The 21,823-nt window shown below is 50.9% G+C and carries 18 protein-coding genes and 1 pseudogene; 15 read left to right on the top strand and 4 right to left on the bottom strand.

All coding sequences use genetic code 11. The annotated features are described in order from the left end of the window. A partial coding sequence (locus tag AQR02_RS34340) for a protein adenylyltransferase SelO family protein (protein ID WP_245237484.1) occupies positions 1-765 on the top strand: 765 nt, incomplete at its 5' end. 202 nt (positions 766-967) lie between these two features. Next, complete coding sequence (locus tag AQR02_RS15445; protein WP_054941244.1) at positions 968-1,942, top strand: aldo/keto reductase; 975 nt, start codon at positions 968-970, stop codon at positions 1,940-1,942. A gap of 100 nt (positions 1,943-2,042) precedes the next feature. Here the strand turns inward: AQR02_RS15445 and AQR02_RS15440 are convergent, their stop codons facing one another. After that, entirely contained in the window at positions 2,043-2,726 is a 684-nt protein-coding gene (locus tag AQR02_RS15440) for a DUF421 domain-containing protein (RefSeq protein WP_054941243.1), read from the bottom strand. A 200-nt stretch (positions 2,727-2,926) separates the two neighbouring features. Here AQR02_RS15440 and lspA point away from each other — a divergent pair, with 200 nt between their 5' ends. The 4 genes from lspA (at position 2,927) to map (ending at position 8,262) form a co-directional block, all read left to right on the top strand. Then, positions 2,927-3,403 carry a signal peptidase II gene (gene lspA / locus AQR02_RS15435; RefSeq protein WP_054941242.1) on the top strand — a complete coding sequence of 159 codons (477 nt, stop codon included), beginning with the start codon at positions 2,927-2,929 and terminating at the stop codon, positions 3,401-3,403. A 277-nt stretch (positions 3,404-3,680) separates the two neighbouring features. After that, entirely contained in the window at positions 3,681-5,540 is a 1,860-nt protein-coding gene (locus AQR02_RS15430; RefSeq protein WP_054942123.1) for an assimilatory sulfite reductase (NADPH) flavoprotein subunit, read from the top strand. 35 nt (positions 5,541-5,575) lie between these two features. Then, a complete protein-coding gene (cysI, locus tag AQR02_RS15425; protein WP_054941241.1) occupies positions 5,576-7,300 on the top strand; it encodes an assimilatory sulfite reductase (NADPH) hemoprotein subunit in 1,725 nt (574 codons plus the stop codon). A gap of 215 nt (positions 7,301-7,515) precedes the next feature. Then, positions 7,516-8,262: a type I methionyl aminopeptidase gene (map, locus tag AQR02_RS15420; RefSeq protein ID WP_054941240.1), complete on the top strand. Its 747-nt coding sequence runs from the start codon at positions 7,516-7,518 to the stop codon at positions 8,260-8,262. A gap of 80 nt (positions 8,263-8,342) precedes the next feature. Here map and AQR02_RS15415 read toward each other — a convergent pair whose 3' ends face one another. After that, a complete protein-coding gene (locus AQR02_RS15415; protein WP_054941239.1) occupies positions 8,343-8,747 on the bottom strand; it encodes a CBS domain-containing protein in 405 nt (134 codons plus the stop codon). A gap of 190 nt (positions 8,748-8,937) precedes the next feature. Beyond that, positions 8,938-9,366 carry a VOC family protein gene (locus tag AQR02_RS15410; RefSeq protein ID WP_054941238.1) on the bottom strand — a complete coding sequence of 143 codons (429 nt, stop codon included), beginning with the start codon at positions 9,364-9,366 and terminating at the stop codon, positions 8,938-8,940. A gap of 177 nt (positions 9,367-9,543) precedes the next feature. Here AQR02_RS15410 and AQR02_RS15405 point away from each other — a divergent pair, with 177 nt between their 5' ends. Further along, complete coding sequence (locus tag AQR02_RS15405; protein ID WP_054941237.1) at positions 9,544-10,392, top strand: hypothetical protein; 849 nt, start codon at positions 9,544-9,546, stop codon at positions 10,390-10,392. Here the strand turns inward: AQR02_RS15405 and AQR02_RS15400 are convergent, their stop codons facing one another. Continuing rightward, positions 10,393-11,277: an apurinic/apyrimidinic endonuclease family protein gene (locus AQR02_RS15400; protein WP_245237483.1), complete on the bottom strand. Its 885-nt coding sequence runs from the start codon at positions 11,275-11,277 to the stop codon at positions 10,393-10,395. 170 nt (positions 11,278-11,447) lie between these two features. On the opposite strand from AQR02_RS15400, the gene AQR02_RS15395 reads away from it, so the two are divergent. The 8 genes and pseudogenes from AQR02_RS15395 to AQR02_RS15365 form a co-directional block, all read left to right on the top strand. Beyond that, positions 11,448-12,545, top strand: coding sequence for a winged helix DNA-binding domain-containing protein (locus tag AQR02_RS15395; protein ID WP_054941236.1), 1,098 nt, complete (start codon positions 11,448-11,450; stop codon positions 12,543-12,545). Between the two features lie 31 nt (positions 12,546-12,576). Continuing rightward, positions 12,577-13,050 (top strand): heme-degrading domain-containing protein, encoded by a 474-nt coding sequence (locus AQR02_RS15390; RefSeq protein WP_054941235.1) that lies wholly within the window; start codon positions 12,577-12,579, stop codon positions 13,048-13,050. A gap of 212 nt (positions 13,051-13,262) precedes the next feature. Next, positions 13,263-14,429: a hypothetical protein gene (locus AQR02_RS15385; protein ID WP_054941234.1), complete on the top strand. Its 1,167-nt coding sequence runs from the start codon at positions 13,263-13,265 to the stop codon at positions 14,427-14,429. Between the two features lie 13 nt (positions 14,430-14,442). Then, entirely contained in the window at positions 14,443-19,869 is a 5,427-nt protein-coding gene (locus AQR02_RS15380) for a diguanylate cyclase (RefSeq protein WP_054941233.1), read from the top strand. Between the two features lie 116 nt (positions 19,870-19,985). Next, complete coding sequence (locus AQR02_RS34335; RefSeq protein ID WP_054941232.1) at positions 19,986-20,171, top strand: hypothetical protein; 186 nt, start codon at positions 19,986-19,988, stop codon at positions 20,169-20,171. 10 nt (positions 20,172-20,181) lie between these two features. Further along, positions 20,182-20,553, top strand: a pseudogene (locus AQR02_RS35160) (amino acid permease); the annotation flags it as partial. A gap of 55 nt (positions 20,554-20,608) precedes the next feature. Next, positions 20,609-21,091, top strand: a complete 483-nt coding sequence (locus tag AQR02_RS35155; protein WP_280818628.1) for a hypothetical protein — start codon at positions 20,609-20,611, stop codon at positions 21,089-21,091. Positions 21,092-21,241: 150 nt separating this feature from the next. After that, on the top strand, positions 21,242-21,823 hold a 582-nt coding region (locus tag AQR02_RS15365), incomplete at its 3' end, for a hypothetical protein (protein ID WP_159067770.1).

The raw sequence follows: 21,823 nt of genomic DNA, 5'->3' as shown, positions 1-21,823 counted from the left end.
GAGCTGATTGCCAGATGGCAGCTCGTCGGTTTTGTTCACGGGGTAATGAACACCGACAACATGGCCCTCAGCGGAGAAACCATTGATTATGGCCCATGCGCCTTTTTGGATACCTATGATCCGGAGACGGTATTTAGTTCCATTGACCTTCAGGGCCGCTATGCCTATGGCAATCAGCCACGTATTGCCGCTTGGAATCTCGCGAGATTTGCTGAGGCTCTACTGCCGCTGCTTCATGACAATGAGCCGGAGGCTGTCAAACTGGCGGAGGATGCCATTTCAGATTTCTCTGAGAGGGTTCACCTGAATTGGCTCACGGGAATGAGGGTGAAGCTGGGCATCTTTAACGAAGAACAGCAGGACGAATCACTTATTGACGGACTTCTCGGGATGATGCAGAAGAACCGGGCGGACTACACCAATACCTTCCGTGCCTTAACTCTGGGCAAGCCGGAAGATACGGTACTGTTCGGCACTGAGGATTTTGCGAAGTGGAATGAGCTATGGGAGGCGAGACTGAGCAGACAGGAAGAATCACAGGCTTCTTCCCGCCAGCTGATGCGCAGCAGCAATCCTGCGCTGATCCCGCGCAACCACCGGGTTGAAGAGGCACTGGAGGCTGCGGTAGAAAGGGAAGACTACAGTGTAATGGAGAAGCTTCTTAGTGTTCTTTCGAACCCTTATGCCTACACTCCAGAACAGGAGGAATACTCGATACTGCCTGAGAGCTGCTCCAGTCCTTACCGGACATTTTGCGGTACCTGATTAGGATAACAGATGAAACTAAACGAACAAACAGCCGTTCCTCAGGTGAGCTTGATAACCGATTGGGGCGGCTTTTCTTTTGGGATTATCGTATACAGGCAATTGTGAGCCTGAAAAAAATCTTGCCTTATAGTGGACTCTAAGGGGTATAGTGAAAATGAATTGCGGACAACCATTCAGGGATTAAAGGGAGGAAACAAGTGTGAAGTACAGTTATTTGGGTAAATCAGGCCTCAAGGTCAGCCAGCTCAGTCTCGGCACGATGAATTTTGGCCCGGAAACCGAAGAGAAGGAAGCTTTCCGGATTATGGATGCCGCGCTGGATGCGGGAATTAACTTTTTTGATACAGCCAATGTCTACGGAGGCCAGGAGCGCCGCGGCTGGACGGAAGAAATAATCGGCCGCTGGTTTAAGCAGGGCGGCGGACGGCGCGAGAAGGTGGTGCTTGCGACCAAAGTATACGGCGATATGTTCGATGAGCACGACGGGCCTAATTCCGGTTCCGGCTTATCCGCTTACAAAATCAGACGGCATCTTGAGGGCTCGCTGAAGCGCCTGCAGACCGATCATGTTGAACTTTATCAAATGCACCATGTAGACCGTAATGTATCGTGGGATGAGCTGTGGGGCGCCTTCGAGATTGCTGTGGCCCAGGGCAAAGCGGGGTATATCGGCTCCAGTAACTTTGCGGGCTGGCATATTGCTGCCGCCCAGGCACAGGCGAAAGCCCGCCATTTCCTGGGCCTGGTCTCCGAACAGCATTTGTACAACCTGCTTGAACGGACGCCGGAGCTTGAGGTACTGCCTGCTTCGCAGGAGCTGGGCCTCGGCGTAATTCCTTGGAGTCCGCTGGCCGGGGGGCTGCTGGGCCGCAACGCGCTGGCCAAGACCGGTGTGCGCAGCGCCCGCTCGGCTAAGCTGGAGCAGCACCGCAGCCAGCTGGAGCAGTTCTCTGCCCTCTGTAAGGAGCTTGGCGAGCATGAGGATCAGGTGGCTTTGGCCTGGGTACTGGCCAATCCGGCGGTTACGGCCCCGATTATCGGGCCGAGAACGATGCAGCAGTTCGAGGATTCGCTGCGGGTGACGGAGATTGTTCTGGACGAAGAGACGCTGAAGAAGCTCGGCGAGATTTTCCCGGGACCGGGCCGTCCGGCTCCTGAAGCCTACGCCTGGTAATCTGCCGGCAAGGTATGGCGGAATAAAGCATGTTAAACAGCAGAGCGGAGCTCTCCTTTCACGGGAGGCGCTGCTCTGCTTTTCGCCATTCATAGCTGATTTAGTGCGAGACGGAAGAGATTACGGCCAGTTCACCTTCTTCAGTGAATTCAGCGTAGGCTACAGACTGCGGTCCGTTATAGCCCTGCTTGCGCAGCTCACCGGCCAGCCAGGCATCATCCTGACCCAGGTTGCTGAGGGTCTGGCGCTGTACAATGCCGTCTTCGATAATGCTTAATGGCAGGGTAGACTCGGGAACCGGCACCAGGAGATCCTCACGGGTCGCCGGTTCATGCTGCGCTTTTTTGAGAATGCTGAGTGAGCCGTTCGTCTCATAAATCGCGTAAGCGACCTCGCTGACAGAGAACGTATCCTTAGCACGCAGCATCATCCGCAGCTGTTCGAAATCCAGATTGTTTTTGCGCAGCTTACCCAGATCGATCTTCCCGTCACGGATTAAGACTTCAGGCTCGCCTTCCAGCGGTTTGCGGAGCTTGGGAAGATGAAGGGTGATTTTCTCAAAAATAACGGACAATAACGTCCAGACAGCCAGCGTAAAAATCAGCATCAGCACGGAGTGCTCTTTTTCATATATAGTATCCCCAACAAGATCACCCAGAATTACCGCCGAAATGAAGTCAAAGGGCGTCAGGGCGGAAATTTCCTTTTTGCCGAGCAGACGTGTCATTGCCCACAGCCCGATAAAACCTGCAATCAATTTGATAGTTATTTGTCCGTATTCCATGCGGCAGCCCCTCCAGTCGGTCTTTGTAATCTAAGAATGTTTAACCCGTAAGCTTTTGGATGTAACATATTGCCTGTTCTGCGGAAGGACAGAAGCACTGAAATAGGACTATGATGCTAACGGGCACCGGTCTGTGATAAGCTGGAGGAAGCAGGGGATTGGAGCAGGATTAATTCACTGAATACAGGGAGGCGCTGGTTTTGCTATTTTATCTGATATCCATATTGGTCATTGCTGCGGACCAGGCTGCCAAGTGGATTGTGCGGTCGAATATGCAGCTTGGGGAGATTATTCCTTTCTGGGAAGGGCATCTTGTATTTTCGTATTATGAGAACAGCGGGGCAGCCTTCAGCTCCTTTCAGGGGTACGGGCAATATTTTGCCATTGTCGCAGCAGCATTTGTCGCAGCAGTCTTCTACTACCGGCATAAAGGAGAGCTGCGGGGGCCACTCCTGGAAGCGGCCAGCGGTTTTCTGGTAGGCGGGGCTGTCGGCAACGGGATTGACCGTGTATTGTTTCATCAGGTTACGGACTTTCTCGTATTCGGGAAGGGCGGGGGCATTCTTAATTTGGCCGATCTGGCGATTAATGCCGGCGGGATCCTGATTGTCATTCATCTGATTCTCGGACAAGTGAAGAACAGCCGGATCAAAAGAAAACAAATCAAGCAAAACTGAACCCCTTCAAGGCAAATGTCTCAGAAAAAGGAGTCAGCGACAATATTTTTATATCATTTTATCTAATGCAAGTTATCATTAAATGTAATGAAGCAGCTTAAATCGGAGTTATTTACTATGATTTAAGCTGCTTTTTCACGTTTTATTGAATTAAGTAACTCTAGTTCCATAATTTAGTGAACTCGCGACTCGTTGAAGGTTTCTTATAATTATGTTAGCCTGAGTTCATGATGTTAATAGAGTAGAAGATTTTTTTGCTAAGGAGAGGTCGATATTGGTGCAACTACAAGTTACGAATAGCCCGTTTAGCGAGAGCCAGGTTGAACTTCTGAACCGGCTGCTGCCTACACTTACGGAATCGCAGCAGATTTGGCTTGGCGGATATTTATCCGCAATGTCCCTGCGGGGATCTACGTACCTGGTCCCGGCAGCCGGTGAGCAGCCGGTGCTTGCGGCAGCCTCGAATGCAGCTGCTTCTGCAGCGGCAGCACCGAAATTATCCCGTGAGGTGACCATTCTGTTCGGCTCCCAGACCGGAAACTGCCAGCGGCTGGCGTCCAGCCTGTCCCGGAAGCTCGAGGAGCAAGGCTTCCAGGTGACCGTGGCGGCGATGAACGCCTTCAAAACAAATACACTCAAAAAGATCGAGAATCTGCTAATCCTGGCCAGCACCCATGGGGAAGGCGAACCGCCGGACAATGCACGGGCCTTCCATGAATTCCTATACAGCAAAAGAGCGCCTCAGCTGGACTCGCTGCGTTACTCGGTACTTGCTCTGGGCGACACCTCCTATGAATTCTTCTGCCAGACCGGTAAAGACTTCGATCAGCGGCTGGAAGAGCTGGGCGGCCAGCGGCTTAGTCCGCGCGTCGATTGCGATCTGGATTATGATGAGCCGGTTGCAGAGTGGTTCGAGCAGGTCATCAGCGCGCTGAACGGCCCGCAGAATGTGGCTGCGATCGCAGATGCAGCCGTAGAGGCAGCTGAGACAGCAGATGCTCCAGCTTCACCATACTCCCGCAAGCATCCCTTCCACGCAGAAGTGCTGGAGAATCTGAATCTGAACGGACGCGGCTCCGACCGCGAGACAAGGCATCTCGAGCTGTCACTTACCGGCTCCAATCTGAGCTTTGAACCAGGCGATTCTCTTGGGGTCTATCCTGAGAACCACCCGCAGCTGGTGGCAGATATTATAGCTGCCATGGGGTGGAATCCCGACGAATCCGTTCCGTTAAATAAGAAAGGTGAAGAGGGGACGCTGCGTGAAGCGCTGCTGCGCCACTACGAAATCACCGTACTGACGAAACCGCTGCTGGAACAGGCGGCGAAGCTGACCGCTGCTGCAGGATTACATGCTTTACTCCTTCCGGAGGCAGCGGCAGAACTGAAGGCCTACATCCATGGCCGTGACCTGCTTGATCTGATTGTTGATTTTGCACCTTGGGAAGTTCCCGCCCGCAGCTTTGTAACCATTTTGCGCAAGCTGCCTGCAAGACTGTATTCAATTGCCAGCAGCTTTAACGCCAATCCGGATGAAGTTCATTTTGCGGTCCGGGCCGTACGTTATGAATCCCATGGCCGTGAACGTTACGGCGTCTGCTCGGTGCACTGCGCAGAACGGGTACAGCCTGGCGATACACTGCCGGTGTACATTCAGAGTAATCCGAATTTCAAGCTTCCGGCAAATCCCGATGTTCCGGTGATTATGATCGGGCCGGGAACAGGGGTTGCACCTTTCCGCTCCTTCCTGGAGGAACGGGAAGAGCTGGGCGCAGGCGGCAAAACTTGGCTGTTCTATGGCGACCGCCATTTCGTGACCGACTTCCTCTACCAGACGGATTGGCAGCGGATGCTGAAGGACGGCGTGCTGAGCAAACTGGATGTGGCGTTCTCCCGCGATATGGAAGAGAAGGTATATGTGCAGCACCGTATCCTTGAGCACAGCAAGGAGCTGTATGCCTGGCTGAAGGAAGGCGCACATGTATATGTGTGCGGCGATGAGAAGCATATGGCCCATGATGTCCACGCGGCACTGGTTACCGTTATTCAAGAAGAAGGCGGATTGAGCCCTAGTGACGCTGCAGCATATCTGGATAACATGCAACAAGAACAGCGCTATCAGCGCGATGTATATTAAGGGCAGCGGATGGAAGCGGAAGGAGACGATCAATCGTGGCAAATAATGAATCAGCGGTGAAGCCGATCGGCGGGCCGCCAAGCGATGTTGAACATATCAAGCTGGAGAGCAACTACCTGCGCGGTGCGCTGGAAGCGACTCTGCGCAATCCGATCACAGGCGGACTGCCGGAGGACGACAACCGTCTGCTGAAATTCCACGGCAGCTACATGCAGGATGACCGGGACCTGCGCAGCGAACGCGAACGTTCCAAGCTGGAGCCGGCCTATCAGTTTATGCTGCGGGTTGTAGCTCCTGGCGGAGTGGCAACGGCTGCACAATGGCTGGTGATGGATGAGCTGGCTCATAAATACGGAAACGGCACGCTTCGTCTGACGACAAGACAGGCGTTTCAGATGCACGGTGTACTGAAATGGAACCTGAAAAAAACGATCAAGACCATTAACGATACACTCATGACTACACTCGCAGCTTGCGGGGATGTCAACCGTAACGTAATGAGCTCCCCTAATCCGTATCAGTCGGAGGTTCATGCGGAGGTTTATGAGTGGGCCCGCAAAATTAGTGATCACCTGGCCCCGCGGACACCGGCTTACCACGAAATCTGGCTGGATGGAGAGAAGGTTGTGGACAGCAAGGCGGACGTCGAGGTCGAGCCGATCTATGGACCGGTCTACCTGCCCCGCAAGTTCAAGATTGGCCTGGCGGTGCCGCCTTCTAACGATGTTGATGTATTCTCCCAGGACCTGGGCTTCATCGCCATTCTGGAAGACGGCAAGCTGGCCGGCTTCAACGTCTCCGTAGGCGGAGGCATGGGCATGACACATGGTGATACGAACACTTACCCGCAGCTTGGACGGGTAATCGGCTTTGTCCGGCCGGAACAGATGATTGATGTGGCCGAGAAAACCGTGACCATCCAGAGAGACTACGGCAACCGCTCGGTCCGCAAGAATGCCCGTTTCAAATATACAATTGACCGTCACGGGCTGGACTGGTTCAGAGGTGAGCTGCATCACCGGCTGGGCTGGGAGCTTGAAGCAGCACGTGAGTATCATTTCGACCATAATGGTGACCGTTACGGCTGGGTCAAAGGATACGACGGCAAATGGAATCTGACACTCTATATCCAGAGCGGCCGCATTCAGGATCAGGAAGGCTATCCGCTGATGACCGGGCTCCGTGAGATTGCGAAGATTCACACCGGAGATTTCCGGCTTACGCCGAACCAGAACCTGATCATCGGAGGCGTGAGCAGTGCCAAGAAACGCAGGATTGCCGAGCTCGCGCAGCAATATGGCCTGACGGACGGGGCACATCATTCTGCTCTGCGGCGCAGTGCCATGTCCTGTGTGGCCCTGCCGACCTGCGGACTCGCGATGGCAGAGGCAGAGCGGTATCTTCCAGTCCTGCTGGATAAGCTGGAGCTGGTCATCGACAAGGCAGGCCTGCGGGATGAGGAGATTGTCATCCGGATGACCGGCTGCCCGAATGGCTGTGCGCGACCGGCCCTCGGTGAAATCTCCTTCATCGGTAAAGCCCCGGGCAAATACAGTATGTATCTGGGTGCCGGCTTTGCCGGCGACCGGCTGAATAAGCTGTATAAGGAGAATATCGGAGAACAGGAAATACTCGAGACGCTGGAGCCGATCATTCAACGATATGCCAAGGAACGCAGAACCGGGGAGCATTTTGGGGATTTTGTGATCCGCAGCGGCTACGTAGAAGCCGTTACCTCAGGCCTGAATTTCCACAATTAATCATATAATCACAAAGAACCTGTTCTCTGACGAGGAGGACGGGTTCTTTGTTTTATGGTGTCCTATTTTTATGCATAACCGGGAAAATTGATCATAAACACAGAATGAATTTGGATTTCCGGCAGTTTTCTTACATAATATAGAGGAGCACCAAAAAAACATATTCAAGAGCCATTATTGTGAGTAATGTGTTCTGTACAGAAGAGGCGAATGAAATGATCATCATGAAAACGATGGAAGAGATTGAAAAGATGCGCGCGGCCGGTAAAATTCTTGCCGAATGCCACCGGCAGATTGCCGGAATCATACAGCCCGGAATCACAACGTGGGAGATTGACGAGTTCGCTGAAAAGTTCATCCTGTCTCATGGGGCGACGCCGGAGCAAAAAGGATACCACGGGTATCCCTATGCCACCTGCGCTTCTGTGAATGATGTCATTTGCCATGGCTTCCCCAAAAAAGAGCCGCTGAAAGACGGAGATATTGTAACGATCGATATGGTCGTCAACCTGAACGGCTGGCTGGCGGATTCCGCCTGGTCCTATGCGGTCGGGACGATCAGCGAGCAGGCCAGTAAATTGCTCGATACGACCAAGGAGTCCTTATTCAAGGGCATTGAGCAGGCAGTTGCCGGTAACCGGATCGGTGATGTTGCTCATGCAATTCAGGTGTATGCCGAATCGAACGGTTTCTCCGTGGTCCGCGATTTTATCGGCCATGGCATCGGTTCAGAGATGCATGAAGGACCTGAGGTGCCGCATTATGGACCTGCAGGCAAAGGCCCGCGGCTGAAAGAAGGCATGGTGTTCACCATCGAGCCAATGCTGAATACCGGAAGCTACCGGACAAAGGTGGATGCAGACGGGTGGACAGCCCGGACCATTGACGGCGGTCTCTCCGCTCAATATGAGCACACTCTGGCAATTACACCTCAGGGAACGATTATCCTGACGGAGCTGTAAATGTTAATCCGGCTTTCTGAGTTACAAATAAGGCCCTCCTTCTGCTGGCTGCAGGGAGGGCCTTATTCCTATCATGGCGGTTAGTCCGTTATATTCCGTGTGTAATATTCAATAATATCTTTGCGGCGGATAATTCCTAGAAAGACACCCGTGCTATCGACGACCGGTACGAAATTCTGGTCTGCGGCGAGCGTCAGCATATCCTCCATCTGCGCGTTGATTTCTACGCTCTCATTATGCACATGGCGCTGAATGTCACTTACTTTAACCTCACCCATATTCTCAAAGCTGAGCCCCTCTGTATTCTTGAGTTTCCATAGCAGGTCTCCCTCAGCCAAGGTTCCAACGTATTTATTGTTATCATCAATAATTGGAATGGCTGAATAATAATGCTGTTCCAATTGCTGCATCGCCTCAAGCATAGAGATCGAGGAAGTGATGAACGCGACCTGGTCTTTAGGCAGCAGGAAAGCTGATATTTCCATGACTAGTCTCCTTTACAGTGGAATTGGTTAGCAGTGTACACTTATTAAACCACAATTCGCACTGAAAGCGCATTACTTAATCTATACTACCATGCACAAAAAAGGATATAGATTCATTGGACAGTAATCATATCCCTGCCAAGATTGCTATATCCTCTGTATTTGAAAATATGATTTCAAGCTAAGGTGCTTACATTCCGGCTTCTCCGTTATCCAGGCTGATCTGCCAATCAATACCGAATTTGTCTTTCAGGCTGCCGTAGCTTTTGCTCCAGAAGGTCTCCTGCAGCTCCATGGTAACCGAACCGCCTTCTTTCAGCTGATCGAACCAGGTTTTAACCTTCGCTTCATCACGGGTGACTAGAGTAAGACTGATATTGTTACCTACGGTAAAAGGCATTCCTGGAAAAACATCAGAGAACATCACATTGCTGCCGTCAATATTCAATCTGGAATGCATTACCAAAGATTTGGCTTCCTCCGGCAGCGTATAATCAGGATTCGGCGGCGCCTCGCCAAAGGTCATGATTTCGGGGGCTCCAGTTTCAAATACCTTTGCATAAAACTCAACAGCTTCGCGGCAGTTCCCATTGAAATTCATATAAACATCAACTGACACACGCTTCACTCCTCATATGCTAAATTAAGGAAGGCACTTGATTTCCATATTGTATCATGGCCTTGTCCAAAGATAAATATTCTCTCCTTGTTCCAATAGGTTTAAGCTTGGGTTAGTAAGTGCTGAGAATCTGATAGAATATTCAATTATGGAAGTTCTTAAACAGGAGGGATTAGGATGAATGAGCCGGGGCAGTCCCTGACGGTTTACGGCTGCGATTTCAGCGGAGCGAAGAACCCGGAGGGGAAGATATTCATTGCCTGCGGCAGTCTGGCCGGCGGCAGCTTCACGGTTAATCAGGTATACAGCTGTGAGGATAGGCTCGATTTATACCATTATATCCATATGAGCAGAGCCCCGTGGGGGATGGACTTCCCCTTTTCTATACCAAAGTATTATTTAGAGCGCCAATATGCTTCTTCCTGTGACAGGTTCATTCAAGGGGCATATGAGGATACAAGAGAACAATTTAAACAGCGGTTTGGTCAAATACATAGCGGTAAAAACAGCCGGGATCTCCGGGAGACAGACGTCGCGGTAGATGCCAAAAGCCCGTTAGCTTCGACTCCCATAGCCATGCATGCGATGCTCTACGGCGGGCGTAAGCTGCTGTACAATTTGCGGGGGGCTGCATCGGTCTATCCCTTCGAGCCCTATAAAGAGAATTCCTCGCGCCTGTACGAGGTATATCCTGGTTACGGCTGGAAGACGCTGAAATTGAAGAGCAGCGATCCGGAGGCCTTTGACAAGCTCGATACCAGCTTCAAGACGCTCATAGACAGCGGGTTTGAAGTTTGTATTACCGCAGAAGCAGCAAAAGCCACGCTGGATCACCAGGGAAAAGCCAATCTTCATGCCAGGGATGCTGTGATGGCCTGCATCGAGATGGCATACTGCATCCGTAAATACAAGCTGGAGAGCAGTGAGCATACTCAGCCGGAATTTGCCACAGCACAGGAATGGAGGCTGCGTTCGCTTGAAGGACTGGTTGTGCGGATGTGTAAACAGGGAATTGAGCCAGGCTGATCAGGGGCCATTCAGAATTTCGTTAACCCATAGATAACAGCGCTGCAGCTGCTCCGGGGCAATCAGATCAGAGCGGTGCTCAAACATGATTTTGACATTAGGATTCTCTGCACGGATGATCCGCAAGTACTCTTCGATTGGCGCCCAGCCATGGTCCACACTTAATTCAGGCAGCACCGGATAATGGCTGTTCTGTACGGTGTCCGTAATCTGTACGTTGGATAAGTGAATCAATGCTGCATATTTCGTGTAGGTGCAGAGTGTTTTTTTGGCGTCAAAAAAGGGGTCCAGCTTGTCCTGCAGAAACAGTCTGGCAGTATCCAGGCAAAGTCTGATCCGCGGGTATTGATTCAACAGCTGCTCCAAAAAATCATGCTCGTAGATCAATCTGCTAATCGCGTCGAATTCCAGGACAGGCATGAATTGATACTTGCGGCTCTGCCTGTCAAGCCATTCGAACAGCTGGGCCGTGCGAATGCTCAACTCATCAACTGTAATTTCATGTTCATGAATGAATTCCCGGCGGTCTCCGAACCGCCACCCCGCCCAGTTCACCCGCTCATCCAGAATTACAGGCTTCGGGTAATGGAACAGCACGTACTCCGGCTGAACTGCGGTAAGATATTCAAGCTCCTCCAGGATATGCTGAAAAGCGTCATTGCGCACCGTGTCATCACCGGCGAGAACCAGCGGATCGCGCAGTTTTGCAGCATTGGCCCGAAACGGGAAATGAACGCCAATCTGAAAACCTCTGCTCCGGGCTGCTTCGATTAACAGCTCGGCATCCTCCCGGGAGGCAAATAAACATGCTTCGATACCATAAAATCCGTTTCGGAAATCTTTAAGATATTTCTTCTCATCAAAACCTCCATATTGTCCGATCATAAACTGCTGCAGGAGAAGCACCTCGCTTAAAGTAAGATATTGTAAATCATACTATGGGGATTCCTGATAGACAATCAGCAGACTTGTTCAATATACTGGAGGAAAGTACCATAGATTATAGCTGACGTAACTATTGCAGCGTAAAGGGATCAGCAGAGGAGTGAGCCGAAATGAACAGGGAGATTGCCGGACTCCGGCTGTTGAACCAGTATATTATCAGCTCTGCAAATCTGGAGCCTGGGCAGGTTGTCCGTGCGCTGGGCGCGTTGCAGGCGCAGGATTATATGCAGGCCGCTTGGGCCATCGGTCTTCGTACGCCTGCCGCAGGGCTGGCCGGTGTGGAGCAGGCGATTGCCGGCAGGCATCTTCTGCTGACCTGGAGCCTCCGGGGAACCCTGCATTTTGCACCGCCGGAAGACGTGAAATGGATGATTCAGCTGAGCGCACCGCGGCTGCTCAGACAGGCCGGACGCCGGCTGGCGCAGCTGGAACTGGATGACAAAATACTAGGCCGCTGCAGGAAAATAATCTATCAAGCATTAAAGGGCGGTAAATGCCTCACCAGGCTTGAACTGCTAAACCTGCTTGAGGATCAGGGAATCAGCACTGCAGGCCAGCGGGGTTATCATATCCTGTGGCATAGCGCGTATAACGGACTGATCTGTTTTGGCCCAATAGCGGGCAAGCAGCAGACCTTTGTACTGCTGGACGAATGGGTGCCGCTGTCCCGGGAATTGTCCTATGAGGAATCACTGGCGGAGCTGGCGCTGCGCTACTTCACCACCCGGGGACCTGCTACTGTGCATGATTTTGCCTGGTGGGCCGGACTCACGGTTACGGAGGCCAGAGCCGGGCTGGAGGCGGTAAGGGCTGGGCTGGCTTCCGAGGTGATCGGAGGCAGCGAATACTGGATGCCGGACATACCATCCGCTGCCGGGAGACATCCAGCCGGGGTTCATCTGCTTCCCGGCTTCGATGAATATATCCTTGGCTATAAGGACCGCAGCGCCGTGCTTGAGCCGGAGCTCGCACCGCGGATCGTTCCGGGCAACAACGGAATGTTTTTGCCGGTCATTGTGTCAGAAGGACAAGTTGTCGGCACCTGGAAACGGACTATTAAGAAGAAGGGAGCCGAGCTGCTGCTTATTCCTTTTGAACCCTTGCAAGACTACAGCCGGGCACAGCTCGTCTCCGCTGCTGAAGCATACGCCGCTTTTCTGGGGCTGACGTTAATCAAGCTTGAGTATCAGGAGATTCATTTGTTATGATTCTTAAAATAACCAAAGGGAGTGCTGCAATTTGGAAGATTACAGCTCGTTATTGGAACGGATTCTCCGGCAGGAGCAGGATTACCAGTTCACAAGATTTACAAACCAGACGGCCATAGAGCTGGGCAATGCCATTCTGGAAAGAGCACACAAGCTGGGGAAACTGATTGTAGTGGATATCCGTAAAAACGGGCAAGTGCTGTTCCATGCCAAAATGGATGAAACGGGACTGAACAATGACCGCTGGATCGCCCGCAAGATCAACGTCGTCAATCATTTCGGACACTGCTCTTATTATATGAATGTGTTGTATACATCATGGAACACCACCATTCAGGAAAACGCGTTCGTTGATCCGATGGAATATGCGGCAGAGGGCGGATGCTTTCCGGTGCTGATCCGGAATGTCGGGCCGGTCGGAACGATCTCCGTCTCCGGATTATCCGGTGAAGAGGACCATGAGATGATCGTGGCTGTGCTGGACCAGTTTTTGAAATCTGAATAATGTCCTCTTCAGGATCGCCCTGCTCGAAGTTTTAATGTGTCCCGGTAGCCGTCATTTTGGCTTCCGGGACATTTTGCTTATTTCATTTGCCTAAGCGGAGACTTTTTTGCAGAAACACCGGGAATTATAAGCAGGAATAATCTGGAGCCGTATCGAATAGATAGCGGAATCAACAAAATTCGACTTTTAATTTACTTATCAAAGGGGATTTCATGAAAAAAGGACATAAGCCAGTATTCTTAATTGTAACGTTTATTTTGATTTTCCTGCTGCCTTTATTTGGCAGTGTGACTAAATGGGGAGGCCTTCCACCCGGTTATGGTGTTTTCCCTGCGCAAAAGGTTGAAGCGGATCCCGGATTCAGCCTGCTTTATTTTACACTCGCTTGTATAGTCGCCGTGTTCATCACGCTGGTGCTCGTTATTCCGCGTATATTCGGTTTTAAGAACCTTCCGCAGGAGACGCAGCCCCAGCCGGCCAGAGCAGCTTTTCCTGTGTGGTTCTGGTGGAGCCTGCCTGTTTTTGCGGCCAGCTGGTTTTTGATGTGGGCACGGATCAGATTATTTGTGCCGCTGGAGAATTATACCTTTGTCCCGCTATGGTGGTCCTTTATACTGATATTGGACGGACTGGTCTACAAGCGGACAGGCGGGAACTCCATTATTTCCCGTAAACCACATGTAATGCAGCTGCTCGCCGTTGTGTCCTGCTTCAGCTGGTTTGCTTTTGAATGCCTTAATTTTTTTGTGATGGAGAACTGGTATTATCCTAATGAAAATGTCTTCTCTAACTTTGGCAATGTGTTCTGGTTTTCCTTATCTTATACTACTGTTCTTCCGGCGATCGTTGAGTGGTATCTGCTGCTGAGGACTTTCAAATCAGTTAGAGAGCGGTACAGGAACGGACCTAAAATAAACGTCAGCAGAACGCTGCTGATGATTTACTTTATCATTGGCATGTTTCTGGCTTTCGGTATGGGCTATTATCCTTATCTGCTGTTCTGGGTGCTATGGGTGGCACTTGTGCCTATGCTCTCGGCTGTGATGGCGCTTTGCGGGTACTGGACTCCCTTTACGCCGATCAGGAACGGTGACTGGTCCAGGATTATCCTGGTCGCACTGGCCACCTTGTGTAACGGATTTTTCTGGGAGTTTTGGAACTTTGGCAGCGAGTGGTTCCATGACTCCTTACCCACCAACCCGAATTACTGGAAGTATTCTGTTCCCTATCTGGATAAAATTCATATTTTCTCGGAGATGCCGATTCTAGGCTACTACGGATATCTCTTTTTTGGCGTGAACTGCTGGATTGTCTGGCTCATTGCCGCTTATGTGTTTAAATTTGATGCTGATTTTGAATTAACGGGAGACACTCGCTAAAGGTGGAATGGTTATGATTACGTTAGACAACTATCTAATTCTGGAGACCATTTCCGACAATTATACGAAATCGGTATACAGATGCGGAGATACGATATCAGAGGAAACGGTTATTTTAAAAGTACTGAAATCTGAATTTACCGGGCCTGAGGCGGTTATGAAGTTTAAGCAGGAATACAGGCTGCTGAAGGAGCTCAGTGATCATATCGAAGGCGTAATCAAACCCCGTAAGCTTGAAGAGAAAAACGGCTATTATATTATGGTGATGGAGGATATCCACGGGCGGTCACTCAAGCAGATTATGGAAGAAAAGGATCCGCCGGATCAGGCTGCTCTTGTGAAGCTAGCAATCCGGATAGTGGATATACTCGGTGCGGTGCATGAACAGAATGTCATTCACAAGGACATTAAGCCTTCCAATATCATCTGGAACAGGGAGCAGGACATAGTGCGGATGATCGATTTCGATCTGGCTGTGAAGCTGCCAAAAGAGAAGCGGGAATTCCAGAATAGCGGGGTGCTGGAGGGAAGCATTCAGTACATATCGCCAGAGCAGACCGGCCGGATGAACCGCAATATTGATTACCGGAGCGATTATTACTCGCTGGGCGTCGTTCTCTACGAGCTTATGACCGGTAGCAGACCCTTTGTACAGCAAGAAATGCTGGAGCAGATTTATTCCATTATTGCCAAGGAAGCTATTCCGCCCCATCAGTTAACCGGCGGCAAGGTTTCCTACGGGCTGTCAGGTATCATCATGAAGCTGATGGCAAAATCGTCCGAAGAAAGATACCGCAGCGCTTATGGGATTAAGGCTGATTTGAAAAAGGTGCTGGAAGGAAATACGGATTTTGTGACCGGGGCGGAAGACCGGCTCAATATATTCCGGATTCCGCAAAAAATCTACGGCCGTGATCAGGAGCTGACAAGGCTCGTGCATGCTTTCCGGCATAGTGTCCGGGGACAGTCGCAGCTCATGCTGGTTACCGGTGAGGCCGGGATGGGCAAAACGGCTCTGGTGCATGAACTCCATAAGTCAATCAGTGAGGAAAAAGGCTTATTTGCAGAAGGGAAATTTGACCAGTATAACCGTAATACTCCGTATAGTGCGATTATACAAGCTTTCCGCCGGTTGATCAGCCAATTGCTGGAAACCCCTGATAAGGAATACAAGCAGCAGATTAGGCAATCTTTAGCGCAATCCCTGGACGGGAACGGAAGGCTGATAGCCGGACTGATTCCAGAGCTGGACGGATGGATTGGTAAACAGCTTGAGATGGAGCCGCTTAATCCTGCAGAGGAAACCAACCGGTTCTTTATAACCTTTGCCAAATTTATTGAAGGGATAACCTTGAATGAACGGCCGCTGGTCCTGTTTCTGGATGATTTACAGTGGGCTGATTTCTCGAGTGTGAAGCTTGTTGAACGCTTAATGCTTGATCCTCACCTGCGCAGACTCTTCATTGTCTGTTCTTACCGGGCCAATGAGATTCATGAGGGGCACCCGCTGTTTGCTTCCATTGCCAAAATTGAGACAAGCCGGGATGTAGGCGTCATCGCTCTGGAGCCGCTGGCCGCCCATGATGTGCAGAGCCTGATTGCCGATACTCTTTACAGTCCGCCGGAGCGGGTGAACATGCTTGCGGAAGTCATCTACAAAAGGACAAAGGGTAATTCGTTTTTTGTAAGCGAGCTGCTCAAAGAGCTGTATCGTAACGGGCTTTTACTTTTTGACGAGAGACGGGGGATCTGGAGCTGGCAGCTGGAGCAGATTCAAAAATTGCCGGTCAATGACAATGTGGTCGAGTTCCTGATAATGAAACTGAACAGTTTGCCTGAAGAGGTCCGTACGATTCTGATGCTGAGCGCTGCCATCGGGAATGTGTTTAATATCGGAATGCTGAAACTGATCAGCGAAGAGCCGCAGAGCTTTGTCACACGGGTTATTGCTGCTGCGGTTGAGGAGGAGCTCATTGTTCCGGAAGATTCGGGCTATGCCCTGTTCTCCGGTTATTTGGACGAGAAGGATAATGAGCCTATGCTGCAGGCGGCGGTCTCATTCCGGTTTGCCCATGACCGGATCCAGCAATCGTTCTATCAGATGATTGACGCAGATACAATGAAAGAACTGCACCTTAGCATCGGCCGGCTGATGCTGAAGAATCTGGCACCTTCTGAAGCGGATGAGATTATCGTCGACATTGCCGCTCATATGAATAAAGGCTTGGAATTAATCAGTGACCGGGCAGAGATGAACGAGATGATAAGACTTAACCTGAAGGCAGCCCACAAAGCAAAGGCGGCCTTCGGTTATGATTCAGCTTATATGCTGCTGGAAACGGTGCTGCCGCAGCTGCCGGACAACGTCTGGCAAAATAATGACGTTCCGGCGGCGGAGCTTTACGGGCTGCTGGCACAATGCGGCTACTTAACCCATCATATCGCGGAGGCAGATGCCGCATGTGCGGTACTGCTCCAGTATACAACCGATAAACGGGCCCGGGCGCAGATATATGAGATGCAGGCCAATCACTATATGTATCTTGGAATGATGAAGGAATCGATTGCTTCCGGCAGACAGGGTCTGCAGGTGATGGGTATGCAAATTCCGCGTCAAGTCGGGATGGTGTCCGTGCTGAGTGAGCTAGTGAAGATTAAGGCCGCACTCCGGGGAAAGACGCCTGAGGATATTTATACGGCCCGGCAAATGGAAGACCCGGATATCCTGCTGATCATGCGACTGCTGATCAACTTTATCCCGCCCGCCTTTATCTCCGGGGAGACTTCGCTGTTCGGCTTAATCGTACTTAAACAAGTTGGTTTGACCCTGAAATACGGCAATTCTCCTGAATCGGCCCTTGCCTTTATTGGGTATTCCATGCTGTTGTCCGGGTTTGGCGATGTTAAGGGAGCTTTTGAATTCGGCAGGCTGGGCATCCGGATTAATGACAAGTTCAACGATCTACAGTGGAGAGGTGCGGTGCATGTCTTATATACCCTGTTCAGTCATGTCTGGACAGAGCCGTGGGACACTTTGCATGACTGGTTTACGACCTCGATTGAAGCCAGTCTTCGGACCGGCAATTTACTTTATCTTGCCCATTCCTGCTTCTATGTTAATATATGGAATCCGGAGATGGATCTGGTCACGAATCTACAAGAGAGCAGCCGGATGATCGCTATGATTGAGAATACCAAATACAAGGAGTCGCTGGCGACGGCTCAGCTTGTCCGGCAATATTACCGCAATCTTCTGGGTGAAATCGAAGACCGCAGCTCTCTCAGCGACGAGTCATTTAATGAAGAGAACATGCTGCATGATTTGGAGCTCGCGAAATATAATTCCGGAATAGCGATTTATTATATTTACAAAATGAAGCTGCTGTTTACCTATGAAAGCTACAAAGAAGCTTTAGTGTATATTGACAAAGCTTATCCGATCATTGGCGCACTTTCCGGTTCAGCTTTTATGGAGGAATTCGCCCTGTATACCTTCCTTAATCTGGTCTACAGTTATCCGCAGCTGAATGCCAGTGAACGGAGAAAGGCAAAGGCCAGAATGCGTAAGGAACTCGGACGGGTCCGCAAATGGGCCAAGAACGCTCCGGATACCTTCAGGCAGCATGAAATGCTGATGAAGGCGGAGTGGGCACGGATTTTCGGGCCGGAGGATCAGGCGGGATACTATTATGACCTGGCGATTCAGGCCAGCGAGCACGGAAAATTCGTCAGATATAAGGCACTTACCAACGAACTGGCTTCTAAATTTTATAACGGTAAGCAGTTCACCGAATTTGCCGCTTATCTGCTCAGACAATCCGTTTATTATTATTCCGTCTGGGGCGCAAAGGCGAAAATCGAGTTCATTAATGAACGGTATCCTGACCTCGTCCGCAAGATTAATTCGAAAGAGTTCCTGTACGGGCGGAGCGTATCGGAATACTCCGAGAGTATTGATCTGGACTCGATGATTATGGCATCCCAGGCGATTTCCAAGGAAATTGAGCTGGATAACCTGCTTGAGGCACTCATGGAGATTGTTATCAAGAATGCCGGGGCGCAGAGAGGCTGCATCCGGATGTCAGTAGGCTCGGGATTGCTGGTGGAAGGTGAATATCAGCCCGGGGAAAGTAAAATATCCATCGCCGTGTATAGTCAGGGGCGTTACGACAATCTGCCGGATGCTATTTTGAGACAGGTAGAGGAGAGCGGAGAAACACTGATCTACAATGACGCTTTCTCTGAAACGCAGTTTGTGAATGATCCCTATATTGTGAGGCACCGCCCTAAGTCCGTGGTCTGCATGCCGCTAATTAATCAGAATAAGACAGTTGCCGTCATTTATCTGGAGAATAATCTGGTAACAGGCGTATTCACCAAGGAACGGATGAAGATCATAAATCTGCTGTCGCGGGAAATGGTGTTCTCGCTGGAAAATGCCAGCCTGTATTCGGAGCTTGAACGTTCGGAAGAAAAGTACCGTGAGCTGGTCAACAATTTGCAGGACGGTATCTTTATTACCCAGGATTATATCTGTAAATATGCCAACGAAGCATTGGCCAAGATGCTGGGTTATGAGGCAAAAGAGATGCTGGAGCAGCCGTTTGAGAATTTCCTCAGTCCGGCGGAGTGCGAGAAGGTCATGCATTATTATGACCGCAGAATGGAAAGTAAACCTGCACCTTTTGAGTACGAGACCCGCTTACTGCACAAAGACCAGGTGCACGAGATTATTGTGATTCACAAAGTGACGCTGATCAACTATATGAATAAGCCGGCGATACAAGGAACCGTAAAGGACATCACGCTGCGTAAGCAGGCGGAAGAAGAGCTTTTACGGCATAAAGAACATCTGGAAGAGCTGGTCGCGGAGCGTACGAAGGAGCTGGAGCTGAATAACGAGGAGCTAAACAAATATATTGGCTTAATCGAACAGATATCCATTACCGACGAATTGACAGGACTCTACAACCGGAGATATTTCAATAAAGTATTCGTGGAGGAAGTTGAAAAAGCCGCTGCAGGCCAGAAGTATCTGACCTATCTGATGCTCGACATCGACTATTTCAAAAAATACAATGACACGTATGGTCATTATGAAGGTGATTCGGTGCTGCGGAGAGTAGGGAAACTGCTGCATGAGCTGGCTGAACGTGCCGATGGCTTCGCCATCCGGCTGGGTGGGGAGGAATTCGGCATTATAGTCTCCGGCTTCACTCCCAAGCAGTCGCGTGATTATGCAGAGGGCATCCGCAGAAGCATTGAGGATTTGCAGATACCGCATGCCATGAGCCCGCAGTTTGGCATCATTACAGTATCGGTTGGTGTTGCAGCAGTCCGGGTCGAGCATGTCCGGGAAGAAGATATTTACAAGCTCGGCGATAATGCGCTTTATCAATCTAAGACGGAAGGCAGAAACCGTGTAACGCTGTTTGAATAACTATATTTAATGTAACCCTCCGGCGCTCCTTTAGCCGGAGGGTTTTGCTGTGCCTTCATGGGTAAAATCCCGGGGTATTGCAGATACTTTGCTAAAAAGACCGGGAGGCTGTGTTAATGAAGCAGGGGGAAAAGGTTTTATCGGTATGGCAGCTTACAATGCTGGCGCTTGGAACGGTAGTGGGTGGCTCATTTTTTCTCGGATCTTCGGTAGCCATTCGTGCAGCCGGACCCTCTGTCCTGCTGTCCTATGTGATCGGAGGTATTTTAGTCTATTTTATTCTGTCGGCATTATCGGCGTAACCTTATTGAATTGAATCTATTGGGGGCAGAGCGGCTCAGCAAGCTGGAGAGCGGTCTGGCTGCCTTTAAGCTGCTGGCCATCGCCGCCTTTATCCTCATTGCAGTCTGTATCGCAATCGGGATAGGGACAAGGGGAGCGGGAGCAGTCGGCACACAGGTTCTGCACAGCCAAAGCTGGATGCCGGGAGGGATGGCCGGCATTGCCGGAAGCATGCTGATGGTCATGTTCACCTATGCCGGCTTCGAAGTGCTCGGACTCGCTGCTACAGAAGCAGGCAACCCGGGTGTGACCATCCCGAAAGCGATCCGTTATACCCTCTTGCTGCTGGTAGGGCTATATATCGCGGCCATGACGGCATTGTTCCTCCTGCTACCTACAGCAGCCGTATCTGAACAAATCAGCCCGTTTGTGACCGCGCTGAGCCGCTACGGCCTGGATGCGGGACCGAAACGACATCCCTTACCGGGGAATTCTCATTTCCGGCGGAGCCATGTTAGCCGGTCTTGGTCTTGGCATGCTGCTACCGCAAGGGGTATACCTGTTTCTGGTCAGCTCCGGCGGCTTCTCGCTGCTGTTCTCCTATCTCATTATTATGGCGAGCCATTACCGGCTGCGGAAACGGCAAGGCAGCTCGTATACCCGGCGGCAAGGCTTGCGCGGTTATCCTTATACTTCATGGATTGCCATGGTCAGCCTGCTCGCTATTCTGGCAAGCATGCCGCTGATTCCGGGACAGGGCGGAGGACTGGCTGCCGGAGTAATGTTTGTTCTACTTTTTTCGGGAATATATGCGGTAGGTTCGCTGAGGAAGGCAAGGGAACCGGGAAGACTTCGAAAGCCGCCGCTACGCATGCCTGCAAGGAGAGCGCAGATGGAAGCCTCGGAAGAGCTGGAAGGGAAGAAGAAGGGTGAACGATAAGGGAGGGGGCATTCGGTTAGCAGATTTTTCTGCTTACAGGAATTCCCCTTTTTTTGCGTTCACTTCCTCAATAGTCTGAAAGAACTGCCTGCCGAATAGGTATAGGTAATGTGGTGTTCTACAGAGAATCCAGTTAAAGGGGGAGCTAATATGCATCCCGCTACAATTTATGCTGCAACTGCCGATCCCCATACCTTCATGACCATTAGGGCGCTTGTTGAAGCGATTATCCCTAGTTCACCGGTGTCTTGCGTTGGCGAGGCAGTGCAAGCGGCAGGAGCCGTTGATTTGTGTATTCATGAGTATATGATCTGGGAGCTGGATCATAGTCTGTCGCTTGTGCTGGGATTTTATTTGACAAACGTTCCACTATCCTGTTCTACCGCCGGATTGCTCGACGCCGGAGCGGTTCAGTTCGCTGCCTCGGGACAGATGCGTTGCGCGCCAAATCACCTGCTATGGGGAAGCAGCCCATTTGCTTCGCTTTGTCCAGATGACCGGATTCGAGTGCTCACGATGCTGGAACAATTGAATGTCGATCTTGGGACCTTGCCGCCTCCCTACCGGGACGATGGAGGTTTTTTGCGCTTTATGATTGATTTTCTCAACAGGCAAACGATGTTTGGAAATTACTCGGAATGGTCAGCCTACGGGACGACCCGGCTTCGGACGCCGACTGAACGAAGGCTGGAATCTTTCCCGATCAGCTGGAGGCAGGTAGGTTATCCAGGG

The organism is Paenibacillus ihuae (genome assembly GCF_001368795.1).
GTDB lineage: Bacteria > Bacillota > Bacilli > Paenibacillales > Paenibacillaceae > Paenibacillus_AQ > Paenibacillus_AQ ihuae.
This window is presented reverse-complemented; position numbering and strand designations above follow the sequence as displayed.